Below are 17,345 nucleotides of genomic sequence, written 5' to 3' on the forward strand. Positions count from 1 at the left end.
GAATGCTCTGGTCGTCCGACAAGCTTTTCATACCCCGTTGCAAAGCAGGCATAATACGCGGCCTCCGCCCAGGAAGTGCTTTGCACGGGTTCACCTTGAACACATCACCCTCTGTACCGCCGCTCGTAGAGACTGCGCGCCCCTCGGCTTGCCCGGGGTTGTTTCGTGTCGTCCAGGCGTTGGACGGCGGCATCTGTCGCATCAAGTTGCCCGGCGGTTCGATCAGCAGTGCCCAGGCCAGGGCAGTCGCCGAGGCTGCGCAGCAGTTCGCCGGCGGTGTGATCGAAGCGACCAATCGCGCCAACCTGCAGATTCGCGGTATCGGTGAGGCGCATGCCGCGCTGGTCGAGCGGCTGGTGGGCGCCGGCCTGGGATCGTCGACCGTCAGCGGCGATGATGTGCGCAACCTGATGTTGAGCCCTTGCGCCGGGCTTGATCGGCACAGGCTGGTCGACATTCGTCCGCTGGCCGAAGACATCCTCGCCAGCCTGCAAAGTCACCAACGCTTTCATCAATTGTCCGCCAAGTTTGCCGTGCAACTCGACGCCGGTGAGGCGTTGGCGATGCTCGAACATCACCATGACGTGTGGCTGTCCGCGACCGAGGTGGAAGGCCGGATGATGCTGGCGTTTGGTCTGGCCGGAAGCCCGGTCGACCCGCCCTTGGCCGCCGTGCCCCTGGCCGTTGGGCATGAGCTGGTATTCAAGATTCTGGAGTTGTTCCTCGACCTGGCCCGCAACGACCAGGCACGCATGCGCCACCTGCTGGCCGAGTACCCGGCGGCTGATTTTCTAGCGCAATTGACGCAGCGCCTGAGTGTTGCGCCGGTGCCTGTGAGCGATTGGTGTCGTCGTGTCGACACGCAGCCGCTGCACCTTGGCGTCCATCCGCAATGTACTCGTGGCCGGGTCTATGTCGGCACCGTCGCTCCCCTTGGACGGCTCGATCCGCTGATGCTCAGCGGTGCCGCCAGCCTGGCCGATGAGTACGGCGACGGCACGTTGCGGTTCACGCCATGGCAAGGGTTGCTGCTGCCCAACCTGCGCGAGCGTGATGCGCCGCACGTCATCGAGCGCTTGCAGCAACTCGGCTGGCTCTGTTCTCCCACACAGGCGCTGGCGCGAGTGATCGCCTGCACCGGTTCGGCTGGCTGTGAAAAGTCGCGGGCCGACACCAAACACGATGGGCTGCAACTGGCTGCATTGCTCCAGCAACAAGACACTGAGCTGAGCGTGCACCTGTCCGGCTGCCCGCGTTCCTGCGCCGCCGCGCACATCGCGCCCGTCACGCTGCTGGCCGTGAGTCCCGGTCACTACGACCTCTATTTTCGCGAAGCGGGGCAGCCGGGTTTCGGCGCCCTGCACGCACGCAACCTTACTATTGAAGCGGTCGGCGCCTTGCTCGACGCCCGCTCACGGAGCCCTTTTTGATGCTTGATTACATCCGCGACGGTCAGGAGATCTATCGCAACTCCTTCGCGATCATTCGCGCCGAGGCCAACCTCGAGCGCATCCCGGCCGATCTGGAAAAACTCGCTGTGCGCGTGATCCACGCCTGCGGCATGGTCGATGCGATTGACGGCCTGCAATTCTCCGAAGGCGCGGGCAAGGCCGGGCGCGAGGCGCTGGCCGCCGGGGCAGCGATTCTGTGTGATGCACGGATGGTGTCCGAAGGCGTGACCCGCACGCGTTTGCCGGCGAACAATCAGGTCATCTGCACCCTGCGTGATGAAAGCGTTCCGGACCTCGCTCGTGAGCTGGGCAACACCCGTTCCGCCGCGGCGCTGGAGCTGTGGCACCCGCATCTGGAAGGCAGCGTGGTGGTGATCGGCAACGCGCCAACCGCGTTGTTTTATCTGCTGGAAATGCTCGACGCCGGCGCACCGAAACCGGCGTTGATCCTCGGTTTCCCGGTGGGCTTTGTCGGCGCCGCCGAATCCAAGGCGATGCTGGCGGCAGACAGTCGCGGCGTGCCCTTCGTCATCATGCAAGGCCGGTTGGGCGGTAGCGCCATGGCCGCCGCAGCCGTCAATGCCCTCGCCACGGAGATCGAATAATGCAGCAACCTGGACGTTTGATCGGCCTCGGCGTGGGCCCGGGTGATCCGGAACTGATTACGGTCAAGGCCCTGCGCCTGCTGCGCGAATCGCCGGTGGTGGCGTACTTCGTGGCCAAGGGCAAAAAGGGCAATGCCTTCGGCATCATCGAAGCGCATTTGCAGGACGCGCAAACCTTGCTGCCGCTGGTTTACCCGGTGACCACCGAGGCATTGCCGGCTCCGCTGTCCTACGAGCAAGTGATCAGCGATTTCTACGATGCGGCCGGCGAAGAACTCGCCGCGCATCTCGATGCCGGCCGTGACGTGGCAGTGATCTGCGAAGGTGATCCGTTTTTTTACGGTTCCTACATGTACCTGCACGACCGCCTGGCCGAGCGCTATGAAGCGCAAGTCGTGCCGGGCGTTTGCTCGATGCTCGGCGGTGCTTCGGTATTGGGTGCGCCGCTGGTGTATCGCAATCAGAGCCTGTCGGTGTTATCCGGTGTGTTGCCGCACGACGACCTCAAGCGCCGTTTGGCCGATGCCGATGCTGCGGTAATCATGAAGCTGGGGCGCAATTTTCCCAAGGTTCGCCAGGTGCTCGAAGAACTCGGCCTGGCCGAGCGGGCGCTGTACGTCGAACGCGCGACCATGGCCAATCAGAAGATCGTGCCGCTGGATCAGGTCGAGCCGATGTCCTCGCCGTACTTCTCGTTGATCATCGTTCCGGGTGAAAGGTGGCAAGGCTGATGGCCCTTTCTGCTCCGGCGATTGTCATTCTTGGTAATGGCAGCCTCGCCACTGCGCGCAACATTCAACAGTTGTACCCCGGTGCACTGATTCACGGTCTTGCTGAACGGGTCGATGGCGCGGATCGTGTCTATCGCGAATTCGGCGCGACCCTGCGTGAGCTCTATCAGCAGGACACGCCGATCATCGCCCTGTGCGCGGCCGGAATCGTGATTCGCACGCTGGCGCCGTTGCTGCTGGAGAAAGGCGCCGAGCCGCCCGTGCTGGCGGTGGCCGAAGACGGCAGCGCGGTGGTGCCGCTGCTCGGCGGCCTGGGTGGTGTGAACGTGATGGCGCGGGAGATTGCCGCCCATCTCGACGTGGCTGCCGCCATCACCACCAGCGGCGAATTGCGTTTCGGTACCTGCCTGCTCAATCCACCCAGCGGTTATGCCTTGGGGGATCTGGAGCTGGGCAAGCGTTTCGTGTCTGATCTGCTGGCCGGTGAAACGGTGCGCATCGAAGGTGCGGCGCCGTGGTTGGCGCAAGCGCAATTGCCTGAGGATCCACAGGCACGGCTGGCGGTTCATGTCGGCCATGCCGAACGTGAGCCTGCGGCCAACGAATTGATGATCTACCCGCGCAACGTGCTGGTCGCGGTGAGTGGCGGCGTTGAATCGGCTGCGATTCGCGCGGCGTTGCATCAAGCAAAAATTGCCGTGCAATCGTTGGCCTGCCTGTTGGCCGCCGACACTGAAATAGCCAGCCCGGCGTTACGTGAAGCCGCGCTGGAGCTGGGTGTGCCGTTGCGCTTTGCTGCGGGTGCCGAGAGTGTTCGAGAACTGGCCCAAAACGCTATCGGGCAACCTGCTGCGCTCTACGGCGATGACGCGATGGCCATCGCGGTGGCCGAGCAACCGTTGGACCCGTTGCTGATCGGTCGCCCACGCGGGCGTCTGGCGGTGATTGGTTTGGGGCCGGGTGCTGCCGAGCTGATGGTGCCGGCGGTGAAGGCTGAGCTGGCCCGGGCCAATGATGTGCTGGGCTACGAAACCTATGTGCGCATGGCCGGGCCATTTCGCGCCGATCAGGTGATGCACTGCACCGACAATCGCGAAGAAATGCAGCGCGCGCGTCATGCCTTTGAACTGGCGGCCCAAGGGCGGTCAGTCGTCGTGGTGTCGTCTGGCGATCCGGGTGTTTTTGCCATGGCCGCTGCGGTGTTGGAAGCGTTGCACGAGTCCACCGATGCCCATTGGCACAACGTCGACCTGGAGATTTTGCCGGGCGTCTCTGCGTCATTGGCGACGGCTGCCCAGGCTGGCGCGCCGTTGGGACATGACTTCTGCGTGATGTCGCTGTCGGACAACCTCAAGCCTTGGTCGATAATTGAGAAGCGTCTGGACCTGGCTGCCGAAGCTGATCTGGCACTGGCTTTCTACAACCCGATTTCCCGCTCACGCCCCTGGCAATTGGGTCGCGCGCTGGAGATCGTCGCGCAGCATCGCCTTCCGCAGACGCCCGTTGTACTGGGCCGCGATATCGGTCGTCCAGGGCAGACCTTGCGGGTCACCACCCTGGGGCAATTAACCCCCGATCAGGTGGACATGCGCACCATGGTCCTTATCGGGTCCTCGACCACGTGTGTGTTCCCCCGTGCAGACGGTGGGGAGTGGGTGTACACACCGCGGTGGTATGGCAGCAAGCCATAAACCAATGAGTGGTCGGCGCAATGCCGGCCAACTCCACGACATTCTTACAAGTACTTTAGTTTCGGCTTATTAGTTGCGAACTTTGTGTGTTCCGAAATACTTTAAATAACATTGATGTTTTACAGGTTTGACTGTGGAGGGTTTGGTTGTTAGGTTTTAGTGGTCTGCATGAGGCAGGCTTATTTAATAACAAGGTAGTGAATAAGATGAATGCAAGTACCACGATGGATGCACCTTTCGACTATGCGGCGCAGTTGAAATATTTTGGATTGACCGAGGCGCCGGTACAACGGATGCGCAAGCAGCGAATGGTAACTTTAACCAGTGTTGCTGAAGCTGCCGTTTTGGGTTCGACTGTCGCTGCGTATGATCAAGCGCTGTCGGAAGATGATCGCCAGGCATTTGATGACACGATACTGTATGCGGAAATTCGCGCCGACCAACTGTTCAATCGTGAAACCCAGCGTCGTGAGTGGTATGGCGAATACAGCAAGGCGGTGACGAATTGCGGTTGGCCGACCGTGAACGATCCGTACAAAGAGTACATCAGTCAGGAAATTGATCTCACGTTGGACGAGGCGGCCCTGAAGATTATCGCGCTGGTTGCGGGTGCCGATAAATTACAGGTTCTGCCGCTGATCTCCGCAGCCTTTGATTCGCTGGAGAAAAATGAAGGCGCGATCAAGTTGGTGGAACTTAAAAGCAAAAAGAACAAGGCTGCAAACTTTCAGGCTGTTCCCTGTGTTTCCCTAGGCGGCCGGCCGACCATGATTGCATGTGCCATGCAAATGGAATCTCGCGAGAACATTACCAAGGTATTGTTTTTCAAGTTTCGAAAAGAAGACATCAGGCTGTATAACGCCGCGACGCGTCGAACGTTGAATCGACGCGCCTATAACGTGGTCAAGGATATTATTCAGTCAGAAGTCGACAAGAGTCGGCTGGCGTACTTCAAGACGCTGCTGTAAAGGTGTGCGAGAACTTCGGGGGGTTGAAGTTCTCGCCTTTTGTGTCTGGTAAAAATGTATTCCGTGGCGCTGTCAGGGCACCAGATACCCCTTCACCCCGGTGAAAATAATCTGCGCCGCCAGTGCGCAGACGAACAACCCCATCAAGCGGCTGACAATCTGCAAACCCTGGTCACCGAGAATGCGCTCGATGCGGTTGGACAGATAAAGCACCACGCCGACCGTGAAACTGGCCAGGGCAATACTGATGATCGCGGTGAGCTTGTCGTCCCAGTGCGGCTGGCTCACACCCATCACCAGCAAGGCGCCGATGGTGCCGGGGCCGACCGTCAGCGGGATGGTGAGCGGGACGATGGTCACGTCCTGTTGCACGTTGTCGGTCTGCACCGCCGACTTGCCTTGGGCCATGCCCAGCGCCGAGATAAACAGCACGCTGCCGGCACCGATGCGGAACGCGTCCACGGTGATGCCGAAGACACTGAAGATCACCCGTCCGAACAAATACAGCAAGACGCTGGACACCAGCGTGGCAGTCGCCACTTTCCAGGCCAGCCGACGCTGTTCCTTGCGCGAATAGCCGCGGGTCAGGCTGATGAAGCAGGACAAAACGAAGAATGGGCTGTAGAGCACCAGCATCTTCAGGTAAACGCTGAACAACACGTGGAGCATGGTGCAAGCTCACTGGCGAGGGAAGTCGAGGGGGAGTCTATCAGGCGCTGCCGGGTCTGTCGGCTCAGGACGTTTGCGTCGCCGCGCGGATCTGTTGATCGCGCTGGGCAACCCAGTGTTCGATCAGGTCGCGCAACTGCGACAGCTCGACCGGCTTGGCCATGTGCCCGTCCATGCCGGCCTGGCGCGCGCGCTCTTTATGCTCGGCGAGGATGTGTGCGGTCAGCGCCACCACCGGCGTGCGAACCCGCTGGTTGCCGACTTCCCAGGCGCGCAATTGCTGGGTAGCCGAGAAGCCGTCGAGGATCGGCATTTCGCAATCCATCAGCACCAGGTCGTAACGCTGGGCTTTCATTGCTTGCAAGGCTTCTTCGCCATTGCTGGCGGTGTCCGGCTGCAGGTTGAGTTTGCCTAGCATGCCGCGAATGACCTTGGTCGAGATGCTGTTGTCTTCGGCCACGAGGATGCGGAAATCGCTGGGTACTTTTACCGGCAGGGTTGGGCCGGTGGGCAGGTTCGGCGAGACGCTGAGGCCTTTGTTTCGTTGGGTCAGCTCATCCGCCAACGTGGTCTTGAGGGTGTAGCCGGCCACCGGTTTGGCGAGGATGCGTTTGATCCCGGAGTTGCGCGCAATGATCTTGCTCGGTGCATTGCTGATACCGGTGAGCATGATCAGCAGGATGTCGTGGTTCAGGCTGGGGTCTTCCTTGATCTTCGCGGCCAGTTGCATGCCGGTCATGCCGGGCATGTTCTGGTCGAGCAAGACCACGTCGAAGTAGTCACGCAGGTGCGCCTTGGTGCGCAGCAACGCGAGCGCCTCTTTGCCGGACGCCACGGCACTGACGTTCAGGCCCCAGGCGCTGCACTGTTGCACGAGCACTTTGCGGCAGGTGTCGTTGTCGTCCACCACCAGCACCCGTGCACCCTGCAGCGGGCCATCGAGGTCGGAGGTCGGGTGTTCGAGGCGGTCCGGGTCCAGCGGCAGGGTCAGCCACAAGGTGCTGCCCTGGCTGCTGCCACTCTTGATGCCAAACTCTCCGTGCATCAGGCGGATCAGCTGACGGGCAATCACCAGTCCCAGATTGCCGCCCAAACGGGTGGCCGAGAGGAAGTTTTTGCTGTGCAACTCGGCGTGCATCAGCGCATCGCGTTCTTCGGCGTCCATGGGGTCGCCACTGTCTTGCACGGCGATGCGCAGGCGCGGTTTGGCGCTGCGTTCGTCCAGGGCGACGACGATCAGGATCTCGCCTTCATCGGTTTTCTTCAGGGCGTTTTCCAGCAGGCTCAACAAGGTCTGGCGCAAACGCGTCGGGTCACCGCTGATGACCCGCGGGACTTGCGGCTGGATAAAGCTGATCAACTCGACGTTCTGCTGTTCGGCCTTGGCGCGGAAGATACTCAGGCAATCTTCGATCAGTGCGTTGAGATCGAACTGCACATCGTCCAGTTCGATCTGCCCGGATTCGAGCTTGGAAATGTCGAGAATCTCGTTGATCAGGGTCAGCAGTTCGTTGCCGGCGCTGTGGATCGTTTGCACATAGTCGCGCTGCTTGACCGAGAGCGGCGTGCCGAGCAGGAGCTCGGTCATGCCCAGCACGCCATTCATCGGGGTGCGGATTTCGTGGCTGATCTTGGCCAGGAATTCGGCCTTGGCATTGATCTCGGCGTTGCTGGCCGCGAGGTCACGGCTGACGCTGAAACGGTCCTCGGTGATGCTGCGCTGGCGTTCGCTCAGGGCAATGCTCATCAAGAGGCCGCTGATGCAGATGAACACCAGTAAAATGGTGATCAGGCCTTGCGGTTCAATCAGGGTCAGCCCCAGCAGGGCCGGCAGGATAATCAGTGTCCCGAGGTTGAACACCACCATGGCCGCCACAAATAGCCGCGCCGGGCGATAGCCTTTCTGCCAGTGAAAGGCGCTGACGAACAGCATGGTCAAACCAGCGAGGGCGACCAGCGCGTAGGTGATGATGTTCAGTGGCAGCGTGTTGACGAACAGCAGCAACAGGCTGCAGACCATGATGAGCAGTATGTCGCCCAGCAGCAGTTTGTTCAGCGGATGCGGGCCGAGTGGGGCAAAGAAACGATAAGCGAACATCAGGCCGCACGGTGCGGTCATCAGCAAGGCGAGGTACGCGCCGGGTGTTTGAATGGCGTGCCAGTTCGGCAACCATGGCCCCACCAGGTTCAACAGCAGCGCCAGGCTGAGCATCAACAGCGCTTCGCAGCCGGCCAGCCAGAGGCTGCTGCGCGAACGGGTGTAGGCGTAACGAATGAGGTTGTGCAGGATCAGCATGCCGATGCAGCCGAACAGCAGGCCATAGATCAGCGTCTGATTCTGGTTGGCCGCGGTCGTGACCGCCGATTGCAAGGTGATAAAAGGCCTCAACTGGTGGTCGGAAACCAGTCGCAGGTACACGTCGAGGGGTTTGTCGCTTTGCGGCAACGGCAACATGAAGTCACTGCTGGGCAGTGGTCGCTCGGCCTGGGCCTGCTGGGTGCCGGTGTTCAATTGCTCGATCAGCGTGTCGCCGTCCAGCACATACAGATGAAGGCGCGACAGGTCGGGCGCGAATACCCGCAGCAATTGTTCGTGTTTGCCCGGCGCGAGCCTGAAGCGCAGCCATAACGCGCCCTCGGGCTCGGCCGCGGTGAGGCGGTCGAGTTCGATGGGACTGAATTGATTGGTGTAGCGCGCGGAACGGATGTCGCTCAGCTGCAGGTCGCCCTGTTCGTCGAGCAATACCGCCCAGCCACTGCCTTGCGCGGCCTGGGCCGGGAGCATGCAGAGCAAGGTCAGCAGAGTGACGGTTAAACCTATGGCAATCCTGAGCCAGCGCACGGCGAAATCCCTTCGTAGGTTGATGCCAGAATATAACTATGCGCGGCGCCCGAATAGTCCGGCAAGGGCCCAGCGCCCTTGCCTCGCCGAATGGCGGGTCTATTCCTGATTTTCACCACGCTCGCGGGCAATGGCACGGTAGCCAATGTCCTTGCGATAGAAACAGCCTTCCCAATCGATTTTGGCCGCCAGCTTGTAAGCCTGCTGCTGAGCAGCATCGACGCTGGCACCCATGGCCGTGGCGCACAGTACCCGACCGCCGGCCGTTACCACTTGACCGTCCTTGAGCGCAGTCCCGGCGTGGAAGACTTTGCCTTCCAGTGCCGCGGCTGCATCCAGACCGTTGATGGCCACGCCTTTAGCGTAGTCGCCAGGATAGCCGCCAGCGGCCAGCACGATACCGACACTCGGACGTGGATCCCATTGCGCTTCGACCTTGTCCAAAGCTTGCGCCAGGGCTGCTTCGACCAGCAACACCAGGCTCGACTGCAAGCGCAGCATCACCGGTTGGGTCTCAGGGTCGCCGAAACGGCAGTTGAATTCGATAACTTTTGGGTTACCAACCTTGTCGATCATCAGACCGGCGTACAGGAAACCCGTGTAGACGTTGCCTTCCTCGGCCATGCCGCGCACGGTCGGCCAGATCACCAGGTCCATGACGCGCTGGTGCACTTCGCTGGTAACCACTGGGGCCGGGGAGTAAGCTCCCATGCCGCCGGTGTTCGGACCGGTGTCGCCGTCGCCGACGCGTTTGTGGTCCTGGCTGGTGGCCATCGGCAATACGTTCTTGCCATCGACCATGACGATGAAGCTGGCTTCTTCGCCATCGAGGAACTCTTCGATCACTACGCGCGAACCGGCGTCGCCGAAGGCATTGCCCGCCAACATGTCGCGCACGGCGTCTTCGGCTTCAGTCAGCGTCATGGCCACGATCACGCCTTTGCCGGCGGCCAGGCCATCGGCCTTGATCACGATCGGCGCGCCTTTTTCACGCAGATAAGCCAGGGCCGGCTCGATCTCGGTGAAGTTCTGGTAGTCTGCGGTTGGAATCTTGTGGCGAGCCAGGAAATCCTTGGTGAAGGCTTTCGAACCTTCCAGCTGCGCGGCGCCAGCGGTCGGACCGAAGCAATCGAGGCCGCGGGAGCGGAACAGATCGACCACGCCAGCGACCAGCGGCACTTCCGGGCCAACGATGGTCAGGGAAACGTTTTTCTCGGCAAAATCAGCCAGCTGCTCAAGGGCCAGTACGTCGATGGCAACGTTCTCGCACTTGGCTTCAATGGCGGTGCCGGCGTTGCCGGGGGCCACGAAAACTTTCTGCACGCGCGGATCCTGAGCCACTTTCCAGGCCAGGGCGTGTTCACGGCCACCGCTGCCAATGATCAAAACATTCATTTCAAAAACCTCGGATGACGCTAATTCGGGAAGGCACCCCGCGGGGTGCCTGCATCTGCCATACACCGAACCTGTAGGAGCGAGGCTTGCCCGCGAAGGCATCACCTCGGTTTCATTGATGCACCGCGGCGGCCCTTTCGCGGGCAAGCCTCGCTCCTACAAGAGCAACAATCAGTGACGGAAGTGGCGCATGCCAGTAAAGACCATGGCGATGCCGGCTTCGTCAGCAGCGGCAATCACTTCCGCATCACGCATCGAGCCGCCTGGCTGGATCACCGCAGTGATGCCGACCTTGGCCGCGTTGTCCAAACCGTCGCGGAACGGGAAGAATGCGTCGGAGGCCATCACCGAGCCTGCCACCTGCAAGCCGGCGTGTTCAGCCTTGATCGCAGCGATACGCGCGGAGTTCACGCGGCTCATCTGGCCGGCGCCGACACCGATGGTCTGACGGTTCTTGGCGTAGACGATGGCGTTGGATTTAACGTACTTGGCGACTTTCCAGGCGAAGATCAGGTCGTTGATTTCCTGTTCGGTCGGCGCGCGCTTGGTCACGACTTTCAGGTCTTCGGCGCTGATCATGCCAATGTCGCGGCTCTGCACCAGCAGGCCACCATTGACGCGTTTGTAGTCCCAGGCAGCGGCGCGGTCAGCCGACCACTCGCCGCAAGCCAGCAGGCGCACGTTGGCTTTGGCCGCCACAATGGCGCGGGCTTCTGCGCTGACGCTTGGGGCAATGATCACCTCGACGAACTGACGCTCGACGATCGCCTTGGCGGTTTCTGCATCCAGTTCGCGGTTGAACGCGATGATGCCGCCGAACGCCGATTCAGTGTCGGTAGCGTAGGCCAGTTCGTAGGCCTGACGGATGCCGCCTTCGGCGTCCGGGCTCACGGCCACGCCGCACGGGTTGGCGTGCTTGACGATTACGCAGGCGGGCTTGACGAAGCTCTTCACGCATTCCAGCGCGGCGTCGGTGTCGGCCACGTTGTTGTACGACAGCTCTTTGCCTTGCAGTTGGGTCGCGGTGGCGATGCCGACTTCGGCCGGTTTGGCTTCCACGTAGAACGCCGCGCTCTGGTGCGGGTTCTCGCCGTAGCGCATTTCCTGAGCCTTGACGAACTGGCTGTTGAAGGTGCGCGGGAACTCGCTGCGACCTTCGGTGCTGAGGGTTTCTGCCGCCTGGTTCACGGTGCCCATGTAGTTGGCGATCATGCCGTCGTAGGCGGCGGTGTGTTCGAAAGCCTTGAGCATCAGGTCGAAACGCTGAGCGTAGGTCAGGCCGCCGGCCTTGAGGCCTTCGAGGACGCTGGCGTAATCGCTGGCGTTGACCACGATGGCCACGTCTTTGTGGTTCTTGGCCGCCGAGCGAACCATGGTCGGGCCGCCGATGTCGATGTTCTCGATAGCGGTCGGCAGGTCGCAGCCAGGCTTGTTGATGGTGGCTTCGAACGGGTAGAGGTTGACCGCTACCAGGTCGATCGGCTTGATGCCGTGCTCGTTCATGATGGCGTCGTCGATACCGCGACGACCGAGGATCCCGCCGTGGATTTTCGGGTGCAGGGTTTTCACCCGACCGTCCATCATTTCTGCGAAACCGGTGTAATCCGCGACTTCCACTGCGGCAACACCGTTGTCGCGCAGCAGCTTGAACGTTCCGCCGGTGGAGAGGATCTCGACGCCCAGGGCTTCAAGCTCTTTGGCGAATTCGAGGATCCCGGTCTTGTCGGAAACGCTGATCAAGGCGCGGCGGATCGGCAGGCGGGTAGTCTGGTCGGTCATTTCAATTTCCATCAAAAGCAAAGGAGTCAGCAAAAAAGGCGACCGTTTTTACGCGGGCGCCTTTCTGGTTTGATTGAATGCTTACAGCAAATCGTACTGCTTGAGTTTCTTGCGCAGCGTGCCTCGGTTCAGCCCGAGCAGCTCGCTGGCCTTGGTCTGGTTGCCCTTGACGTAGTTCATCACGCACTCGAGCAGGGGAGCCTCGACTTCGGACAGCACCAGGTTGTACACATCCGTGACGGCAGCGCCCTCAAGGTGGGCGAAATAATTGTGCAGCGCCTTCTCGACACTCCCGCGAAGGGTCTGACCTTCTTCGCTTGGCGTATTGAGGTGCTGTTTCAAATTCACGTTGTCGCTCACGGGTGTTGTTCCACTCACTAAAGTCTCGGTCATCATCGTCATGCGGCCACCCACTCTCCGTCCCCTGCCAGGCTCTTATAACGTTCGGCGAAGAAGCCCTGAACGTTGGCGCATTGTGCTTCCGTATCTTCCAAACGATTGAACTGGGCGCGAAACTCCCTGGCGCCCGGCAAGGTTGCGAGATACCAGCCCACATGCTTTCGAGCAATGCGTACGCCCATCACGTCTCCGTAGAAAACGTGCAGTGCAGCCAGATGCTCTAGCAGAATGCGTTCCACCTCGATCAGCTCCAGCGCCGGGAGTTTCTCGCCGGTACGCAGGAAATGATCGATCTCACGAAAAATCCATGGCCGCCCCTGGGCAGCCCGGCCTACCAGCAGGCCATCGGCACCGGTCGCGTCGAGCACGTACCGGGCCTTCTCCGGCGAATCGATATCGCCGTTGGCGAAGACCGGCATCGACACCGCCTGCTTGATCGCGGCGATGGTGTCGTACTCCGCTTCACCGGTGTACAGATCGGCACGGGTGCGGCCATGCACCGCCAGCGCCGTAATGCCTGCCTGCTCGGCGATCTTCGCCACGGTCAGGCCGTTCTTGTTGTCCCGGTCCCAGCCGGTACGGATCTTCAGGGTGACCGGCACATCAACCGCGGCCACCACGGCCTGCAGGATCTCGGTCACCAGTGCTTCATCCTTCAACAGTGCGGAACCGGCGGCCTTGTTGCAGACCTTCTTCGCCGGACAGCCCATGTTGATGTCAATAATCTGTGCGCCCAGTTCGACGTTGGCCCGGGCCGCATCCGCCAGCATCTGTGCATCACCACCGGCGATCTGTACCGAGCGTGGCTCGGGATCACCTTCGTGGATCATGCGCATGCGCGACTTGCGGGTGTTCCACAAACTCATGTCGCTGGTGACCATTTCCGAGACTACTAGCCCTGCGCCCAATCGCTTGCACAGCTGACGAAAGGGTTGATCGGTGACGCCCGCCATGGGGGCGAGGATCAAGCCGTTGTGCAATGTGTATGGACCGATGCGTACCGCCGACATAGGACTTCCCTGTTGTGGGGCCGGATCATGAGAGTTCGAAAAAGGGTTGGCATGATACCCGCTCTCGATGACTGGATAAAGGCTGAATTGAACAAAATCTGAACAGTTATTCTGTTATCGCCAGCGGTTTGGTATGAGCGGTCTCTGTCAGAAATGTGCCGTCAAACCGGTAGCACTGAACCGTTTCACTCGGGCGAGTGGAAGCTCAGGCTGTAGTTCACGGCTTTCGCCCCGGGATCGAGAATATCCAGTGCGATGTGGATCGGCGTTTGTGGTGGCATTTCAGCCATGCCTTCGAGATCGCCGTTGAGGTACTCGCCGGGCTTGAAACGACGGCTGGCGATCAGGTGACCATTGAGGTCGGCGAAGCGCAGTTCCAGCAGCGGGAACGGCTGGGAGAACGGGGCGCGGTTGTAGATGATCGCGTCGACCACCAGCGCGCCGCTGAAGTCCGGGTGGCTGCGGACCACCAGGTTGCTGCTTTTGATTTTCGCGATGTCGACTTTGGACGGCACCGTGCAGCCGATTTGCGGGCACAGTTGCTGGAACCACGGACGGTATTGGTCCTGCCGCGCCAGTTCGTCGAAGTGGTAGGCAATGTACTGGCCGGCGAGCGCGGCGGCACCCAGCACAATCAGCAGGAGCCAGAAGAACCGCCGGCCCCAGGGTGAGCGGCGCTTTTGCCAATCCAGTTGCAGCGGGTCGTCGGTCAGGTCGTGCAACGCTTCCACGCGCACAGCCGGTTCGCGCTTCTTGCGCAAGGGCTCGATCGAAGGCAGGTCGTCGTCGATATCGTCGGTCGCCGACAGGCGCTCGTGATGCAGCGGGGCGTCGAGCGGGTCGTGCAGGCGCAACTGGGGCGGCACGGGTTCATCGTCCAGTTCCACCGGTTCCAGGGACAGCGAAGGTTCGGTGCGCTCGTGGAGGCTCGGTTCGAGCTCCAGTTCCGGCAAGTCATCTTCAGCCGCCTGCGCACGATCGGCAGCCGATTCGCTGAAGAGGCTGTCGGACCAGGGCTCTTCGGTCTCGACGTGATCGCGGCGCGCGCTCAGGCTGTCTTCGCGGTGCCGGCCGAATTCCGTGGTCGGCTGGATTTCCCGTTGTTCGAGTCGGGCGAGTTCTTCGTCCAGGTCGAGGGTGTCCAGATCCAGTTCGGCGGCGGTCCATTGCTTTTGGCTGATGGCGCGCTGCGCTGGCGCTTCGACAATGGCCGGGGGCACCGGCGCGGGCGCATCTTTGCCGACCCGTTGCTCAAGCAACTGCTTGGCGGCGTTGAACACCTGCAAGCAGGAGCCGCAACGAACCACTCCGCGGGCCACGCTCAATTGAGAGTGACTGACGCGGAAACTGGTTTGGCAATGCGGGCACTGGGTGACGAAGCTGTCGGTCATGCGGCGATCCGGTTTATGCAGGCGTCCATTCTAGCGCCGACGGCCAGTGATGCGCACCCAGCCATCGCGATTGGCGATCGGGTCCAGATCGAAGTCTTGAGCGTAGGCCTTGGCGACGTCTTCACCTTGCTCGGCAAGGATGCCCGACAGCGCCAGACGGCCGCCCGGCTTTACCAGGCTGGACAATTGCGGTGCCAGGGAAACCAGTGGGCCGGCCAGAATATTGGCGACCAATACGTCGGCTTGAACTTGCGGCAGATCTTCCGGCAGGTACAGCGGAAAGCGTTCTTCGGCAATGTTATTGCGCCCGGCGTTGTCCCGGGACGCTTCCAGCGCCTGCACGTCGATGTCGGTGCCGACGGCTTGCTTGGCACCCAGCAGCAGGGCAGCAATCGCTAGGATCCCCGAGCCGCAACCGAAGTCCAGGACGTTGCAATCCTTCAGGTCCTGGCCGTCGAGCCATTCCAGGCACAGCGCGGTGGTCGGGTGCGTGCCGGTACCGAACGCCAGGCCCGGATCCAGCAGCAGGTTCACCGCGTCAGGTTCAGGCGCGGCATGCCAGCTCGGAACGATCCACAGGCGCTGGCCGAAACGCATCGGCTGGAAACCGTCCATCCAGCTGCGTTCCCAATCCTGGTCTTCGATGATTTCGCTGTGATGCTCGGGCAACGGGCTGCCGGTCAACAACTCAAGGTGGGCCAGCACGCTGGCGGGCTCGGTGCCACCTTCGAACAGCGCCAACAGGTGCGTGTGCGACCACAGCGGGGTGGTATTGAGTTCAGGTTCGAAGATCGGCTGATCCTCAGCGTCCATAAAGGTCACCGACACGGCGCCCACTTCAAGGAAAGCGTCTTCGTAGGTTTCGGCTTGTTCTGGGCTGATGGCGAGACGGACTTGCAGCCAAGGCATGGCGGGCACCTTTGAAAAATATTGATTGCAGCCTAGCGGGCTGCGAGAAGCGCGCAAGTTTACGCGAGCGCGGCGCAGAAGACGACTGCGTGCTCTTCGTGGGAGCGAGGCTTGCCCGCGAACCAGTCGACGCGGTGCCTCTGGTAGGTCGCGTCATCGTTCTTCGCGGGCAAGCCTCGCTCCTACAGGAGGGCGGATGATATGAAATGTCCAGAAACAACAAAGCCGCCTTCGGGCGGCTTTGTTGGTCTGGATTACAACTTAATGCTGGCCCCTTGCATTGTTGGCGGTGAGCCATTGATGTCCTCTGCTCGTCAGACGGTAGCGTTGCAGGCGGCTGTTAGGTTGTCCGGGAAGCGTCATTTCAAGGGCTCCGGCAGCGATGGCTGGCAGTATGTAAGCCTTGCGGAAGTGATCCGCGTTTTTCAGGCCCATGGCGGTCTGGAGTTCTTGCCGGCTCATGTCGCCATCAACGACCTTCAGCAATGCAGCGACTTCCATGGTGACTTCCATGGTGACTTCCCCGCTGTTTACCCCTGCGCTCTGTGATTGAGGGTGTGCGGGAAGCCGTACGACGTACGAAATCCGCTCTTCGTCGGTCTCAAACAGCGGTGCCGGTGAGCCATTGAGTGCCATGACCTTGAGGATTTTGGGGATGCCCGTCGAACGGCCTTCGGTCAGGTCCAGTTCTTTCAGGAACTCGCCAATTCGCCGGTTACGATATCGACGGCTCACAGCGCGGCCTATCCGCAGATCCTCCATTCGAATCGAGCGGTCAGGCCCCGGGAAACTCAGAATGACCAACTCGTCTTGACTGATACGGACCTCAATGGGGTCGCGTTCCTCATAGGAACGGTGATACACGGCGTTCACCAGCGCCTCTTCAATTGCAGCGAATGGGAAGTTCCAGATCCGTGTAGCCTCAGCGCGATCTGCGTGTTTGATCACTGTTTCATGCAGGTAATTGCGCTGTATATAGGCCAGTGATTCGCGGGTTATGGTTGCGAGTGGGCCTTTGAAGATCTTTTCATCAAAGCGATCACCGCCAGCACCCTCGGGAAACCACAGCACATCAATCTGTGTGCCTGGGAAGAACCGCTCAGGGGCCGAACTAAAGAACATCAAGCCCACATTCTTGGGCCACGGCGACTCGGCCGGTCCGCCCACGACATTCATTTTCCGCCCCAGCGCCTCGATAGGCAGGTCCGTCGCATCCTCAGCCAGAGCACTGCCCACTTCTTGCAGAAAGCTATGCATCAGAGGTTTGGAGAGATCACTGACGCGAGCTCCCAGATTGAAGCGATCATCGAAAGGTACCTTGGCAGCCAGGCTCAAAAGTTCTTGCTCGGTTTCACCCTTGGCTTCCACTGTGCTGCTGTAGCGACGGATGTAGTAGTGCAGGCGTCTATGTTTTGCCGTCACTGCGGCCGGGGCTTTATAGGGGCGATTTTGCCCGCCTGGTGCCCACAGTACGATCAACTTGCGGCCTTCGACCTCTTGCACGC

Annotated in this window: 14 protein-coding genes; 5 read left to right on the plus strand and 9 right to left on the minus strand. The window is 60.9% G+C overall.

The genetic code is table 11. The features are described 5' to 3' along the window. Window positions 1-29: 29 nt before the first annotated feature. The 5 genes from cobG to ACIPL2_RS22410 all read left to right on the plus strand — a co-directional run bounded on the left by cobG (window position 30) and on the right by ACIPL2_RS22410 (window position 5,446). Complete coding sequence (cobG, locus tag ACIPL2_RS22390; protein ID WP_401359941.1) at window positions 30-1,430, plus strand: precorrin-3B synthase; 1,401 nt, start codon at window positions 30-32, stop codon at window positions 1,428-1,430. Further along, a complete protein-coding gene (locus ACIPL2_RS22395) occupies window positions 1,430-2,056 on the plus strand; it encodes a precorrin-8X methylmutase (protein ID WP_401359791.1) in 627 nt (208 codons plus the stop codon). Before cobG ends, ACIPL2_RS22395 begins: the two co-directional genes overlap by 1 nt. Beyond that, window positions 2,056-2,787, plus strand: coding sequence for a precorrin-2 C(20)-methyltransferase (locus ACIPL2_RS22400; protein ID WP_401359794.1), 732 nt, complete (start codon window positions 2,056-2,058; stop codon window positions 2,785-2,787). Before ACIPL2_RS22395 ends, ACIPL2_RS22400 begins: the two co-directional genes overlap by 1 nt. Next, window positions 2,787-4,478 carry a precorrin-3B C(17)-methyltransferase gene (gene cobJ / locus ACIPL2_RS22405; protein WP_401359796.1) on the plus strand — a complete coding sequence of 564 codons (1,692 nt, stop codon included), beginning with the start codon at window positions 2,787-2,789 and terminating at the stop codon, window positions 4,476-4,478. The genes ACIPL2_RS22400 and cobJ overlap by 1 nt, the downstream gene beginning before the upstream one ends. A gap of 206 nt (window positions 4,479-4,684) precedes the next feature. Further along, a complete protein-coding gene (locus tag ACIPL2_RS22410) occupies window positions 4,685-5,446 on the plus strand; it encodes a hypothetical protein (protein WP_401359799.1) in 762 nt (253 codons plus the stop codon). A 72-nt stretch (window positions 5,447-5,518) separates the two neighbouring features. Here ACIPL2_RS22410 and ACIPL2_RS22415 read toward each other — a convergent pair whose 3' ends face one another. The 9 genes from ACIPL2_RS22415 to ACIPL2_RS22455 all read right to left on the minus strand — a co-directional run bounded on the left by ACIPL2_RS22415 (window position 5,519) and on the right by ACIPL2_RS22455 (window position 17,343). Beyond that, complete coding sequence (locus ACIPL2_RS22415; RefSeq protein WP_059405740.1) at window positions 5,519-6,115, minus strand: MarC family protein; 597 nt, start codon at window positions 6,113-6,115, stop codon at window positions 5,519-5,521. Window positions 6,116-6,179: 64 nt separating this feature from the next. Next, window positions 6,180-8,957, minus strand: a complete 2,778-nt coding sequence (locus ACIPL2_RS22420) for a response regulator (protein WP_401359803.1) — start codon at window positions 8,955-8,957, stop codon at window positions 6,180-6,182. A 99-nt stretch (window positions 8,958-9,056) separates the two neighbouring features. Next, entirely contained in the window at window positions 9,057-10,352 is a 1,296-nt protein-coding gene (gene purD, locus ACIPL2_RS22425) for a phosphoribosylamine--glycine ligase (protein ID WP_401359805.1), read from the minus strand. 171 nt (window positions 10,353-10,523) lie between these two features. Continuing rightward, the gene (gene purH, locus ACIPL2_RS22430) at window positions 10,524-12,131 is read right to left on the minus strand and encodes a bifunctional phosphoribosylaminoimidazolecarboxamide formyltransferase/IMP cyclohydrolase (RefSeq protein ID WP_401359807.1); all 1,608 of its coding nucleotides are present in this window, start codon (window positions 12,129-12,131) and stop codon (window positions 10,524-10,526) included. Between the two features lie 81 nt (window positions 12,132-12,212). Next, window positions 12,213-12,533, minus strand: a complete 321-nt coding sequence (gene fis, locus ACIPL2_RS22435) for a DNA-binding transcriptional regulator Fis (RefSeq protein ID WP_007907419.1) — start codon at window positions 12,531-12,533, stop codon at window positions 12,213-12,215. Further along, window positions 12,530-13,540, minus strand: coding sequence for a tRNA dihydrouridine synthase DusB (dusB, locus tag ACIPL2_RS22440; protein ID WP_401359810.1), 1,011 nt, complete (start codon window positions 13,538-13,540; stop codon window positions 12,530-12,532). Before dusB ends, fis begins: the two co-directional genes overlap by 4 nt. Window positions 13,541-13,725: 185 nt before the next feature. Then, complete coding sequence (locus ACIPL2_RS22445) at window positions 13,726-14,931, minus strand: DUF3426 domain-containing protein (RefSeq protein WP_401359812.1); 1,206 nt, start codon at window positions 14,929-14,931, stop codon at window positions 13,726-13,728. Between the two features lie 30 nt (window positions 14,932-14,961). Further along, window positions 14,962-15,840 carry a 50S ribosomal protein L11 methyltransferase gene (gene prmA / locus ACIPL2_RS22450; protein ID WP_401359815.1) on the minus strand — a complete coding sequence of 293 codons (879 nt, stop codon included), beginning with the start codon at window positions 15,838-15,840 and terminating at the stop codon, window positions 14,962-14,964. Between the two features lie 261 nt (window positions 15,841-16,101). Continuing rightward, window positions 16,102-17,343: a Fic family protein gene (locus ACIPL2_RS22455; RefSeq protein ID WP_401359818.1), complete on the minus strand. Its 1,242-nt coding sequence runs from the start codon at window positions 17,341-17,343 to the stop codon at window positions 16,102-16,104. Window positions 17,344-17,345 lie beyond the last annotated feature (2 nt).

The sequence above is a fragment of the Pseudomonas sp. NPDC086251 genome (genome assembly GCF_044746405.1).
Lineage (GTDB): Bacteria > Pseudomonadota > Gammaproteobacteria > Pseudomonadales > Pseudomonadaceae > Aquipseudomonas.